The sequence below is a fragment of the Brasilonema octagenarum UFV-OR1 genome, assembly GCF_963888615.1.
Classification (GTDB): Bacteria; Cyanobacteriota; Cyanobacteriia; order Cyanobacteriales; family Nostocaceae; genus Brasilonema; species Brasilonema sennae.
On the sequence record NZ_CAWPKW010000257.1, the window covers coordinates 1 to 3,238 of the forward strand.

The 3,238-nt window shown below is 43.8% G+C and carries 2 protein-coding genes; one reads left to right on the plus strand and one right to left on the minus strand.

What is annotated here, in order from left to right; translation table 11 throughout:
- Positions 1 to 119 precede the first annotated feature (119 nt).
- Positions 120 to 1,388: a glutamate ligase domain-containing protein gene (locus AC5590_RS20860; protein ID WP_169268934.1), complete on the plus strand. Its 1,269-nt coding sequence runs from the start codon at positions 120 to 122 to the stop codon at positions 1,386 to 1,388.
- A gap of 529 nt (positions 1,389 to 1,917) precedes the next feature.
- Here the strand turns inward: AC5590_RS20860 and hisC are convergent.
- Entirely contained in the window at positions 1,918 to 2,970 is a 1,053-nt protein-coding gene (gene hisC, locus AC5590_RS20865; protein ID WP_169268935.1) for a histidinol-phosphate transaminase, read from the minus strand.
- Between the last annotated feature and the right edge of the window lie 268 nt (positions 2,971 to 3,238).

Genomic DNA, 3,238 nt, shown 5'->3' on the forward strand with positions numbered 1-3,238 from the left:
GCACACCCGAAGGGTTATCAGGTAGGAAACGGACTCGTCCACCCCTTGTTCACTGCTCACTGTTTACTGTTTACTGTTCACTGTGTAAAAAATTTAACCTACTCACCTGACTACCTTTTGTGGATATCGACTCCCTACTTCAACCCTTCCAACACTTTGGCGTTCATCTTGGATTAGAACGCATTGTCAAGCTGCTGGCAAATCTTGGAAATCCTCATGAGCAAGTTCCAGTGATTCATGTTGCTGGGACTAATGGCAAAGGTTCCGTTTGTGCTTACCTGAGTTCTATTCTCACTTCAAAAGGTTATCGCACTGGACGCTACATTTCACCTCATTTGGTAGATTGGACGGAACGTATTTGTCTGAATGAACAGCCGATTTCCTCAGAGGAATTTTGCCAGTTGTTACTACAGGTGCAAGCAGCAGTTCCCCAAGGTGAAGAGTCACCAACTCAATTTGAAGTCATTACTGCAGCAGCTTGGTTATATTTTGCACAAGCTAAAGTAGATGTGGCGGTGGTAGAAGTTGGATTAGGAGGACGCTTGGATGCAACAAACGTCTGCTCAAAACCTTTGGTCACTATTATCACTTCAATCAGCCGTGAACATTGGCAGGTTCTCGGTCCTACTGTTGCTGATATTGCCAGAGAAAAAGCTGGTATTCTTAAACTTGGGTGTCCTGCTGTTGTGGGACCATTGCCAAGGGAAGCAGAAGAAGTTGTGCGATCGCGTGCTTCAGAATTGCAATGTCCTGTGATTACGCCTCAACCTTCCACTGCTTTTTCTCCAGGATGGGCGGAGTATCAAACACAAAGTTCACTCTTTAGAAATTCAAATTTAATTAAATACCCTTTGCCCTTGCAGGGACAAATTCAGTTAACGAATTCAGCTTTGGCTTTAGCCGCTATAGAAATTTTACAAACGAAGGGTTGGAAGATATCTGAATCAGCCATTGTTCAAGGAATGGCAAATACAAAATGGCTGGGGCGGATGCAATGGACAACTTGGAAAAACCATAAATTGTTGCTAGATGGTGCTCATAATCCAGCAGCTGCCCAAGTTTTGCGAGATTATGTAAACACACTGAATGTGAAATCAGTTAGTTGGGTGATGGGAATGCTTTCCACAAAAGAGCATGGGGAGATATTCCAAGCTTTACTGCAACCAAATGACCGATTATATTTAGTGCCAGTTCCTGATCATAGTTCAGCCAATCCTGAGGAATTAGCAAAACTGGCTCAAAGTATCTGCCCAGAATTGAGTTTTTGTCATACTTACCCAGAATTATTCTCAGCCCTTGAGGCAGCTTTTGCCTCCACGGATGATTTGGTAATTTTGTGTGGTTCGCTGTATTTAGTTGGGCATTTTTTAGGAAGTACAAATGCTTAGGTCGCTGTCGGGTTTAACAGTTACCAGTTATCAGTTATCAGTTATCAGGTAGGAAAGGGACTCGTCCAGCCCTTGTTCACCCGAAGGGTGAACGCCAGATGCCTAGGTCGGGAAACCCTCCTGCAGCACTGGACTCACTGTTTAGTGTTCACTGTTCACTGATTCGATCAGGCAGGAGAGGATAATATTGCTGCAGATAGAGATAGTATTAAATCAATGGGTGGAGTTGGGGATTGGGAGTTCTTGGATATATTGAGAACAACGAAATATAAACAAGACAAGGAAAAAATGCAAAATACTCCTAATAAAACATCCCCTTCTACTGTTAAAGTAACCGACAAGGAAGTTATCTCAAATAAGCAATACTGGGCGCTCAAGGGATGGCAGTGTGTAAAGTAGGGAGCAAGATGCTCCCACTGCTACCTTTGGGTTTGCAGTCGCCAAGTGAGGCAAAGCTGTTATTCGCGCTGTCTCACTGCTCCCTTGTATATACGGTTCATTTTTTCATTATTTTGCGTAAGTCCTGTACTTATTTCTTTATGCTAATTAACGCTTCTATCAACATCTGATTTTGCTCATCCGTACCAACCGTAATCCGCAGCTTATCCTCTAACCCAGGTTGCTTAAAGTAACGCACCAAAATTCCTCGTTCTTTCAACCCCAAGTAAATAGACTCTGCATTTGGCTGAGTTGGAGTTGCCAAAACAAAGTTAGCTTGAGAATCAAGCACTTTCCATCCCAGACTTTTTAAATCTTGCGCTAGCTTCGTCCGCGAGATTTTCACTTTGTCTGCACAAGCATTCTTGTAAGCCTGATCTCGCATTGCAGCTGTACCCACAGCTATAGCGATCGCATCAATATTGTAACTATCTTTTACCTTAAATAAGCCAGCCAGCAGTTTTGGATTTGCCACCCCAAAACCCATCCGCAACCCTGCCAAGGAATACCCTTTGGACAAAGTACGTAAGACAATCACGTTCTCGAATTCTTGCACCAAGCGCAACGCGCTATACTCAGCAAAGTCAGTGTAAGCTTCATCAACCACCACAATTCCTGACACTTGCTGTGCCAATTCCCGCAGATCATCTAAAGGTACCACATGACCAGAGGGACTATTGGGAGAAGCAATAAAGGTAATTGCTCCATTCGCCGCAATGAGTTCCTTAATTGGTAACTGAAAATCGGCAGGGTAAGGAACTTCAACCACTTGCGCAGGTTGTATGGCTGATAAAGTCCGATACAGCACGTAGGTTGGCATGGGATACAGGACTTTGCGCTCACTCCCCTCCGCACAGGAACGCACCAACACATTCAACACATCATCGCTCCCATTACCTACAATAATCCAATCTGCAGGTACTCCCAACGCATCACTCACTGCTTGACAAAACTCTCTGGCAAATGGATCAGGGTAGCGTCGTAGCCATTCACCATCTAAATTGTGCAGCACCTCCATCGCTTTTGGGGAGGGCGGATAAGGATTTTCATTTGTGTTGAGTTTGATAATTTTTGTTCCTGGTTTGGGTTGTTCACCAGGAATGTAGCCAGTCATGGCATCAATAGCAGGACGAAAGTAGCTCATAGTTAATGGTGGGAAATTATATACAGGGAATAGGGAACAGGGAACAGCGAACAAGCAAAGTATGTTGTTATATCAAATCCGTTTGTACCGGAATTATTTATCCAACACTCCCTCTGCGTTCTGGTGCGCCTGGTGCGGTTTTTTAATGATTCAGATTCAACCAGAAACGATATTAGCGCTTAAGAGCATATGAGTTAAAGGCTCAGATATTGAACCATAATTCTCGTCCGCCAAGAAATAAATTTCTTGGCTCAAAGTTTAAGTCCGT

What these genes read in the sequence shown, in the direction of transcription:
- hisC (WP_169268935.1), bottom strand. Translation starts at nt 2,970, where the DNA reads ATGAGCTACTTTCGTCCTGCTATTGATGCCATGACTGGCTACATTCCT.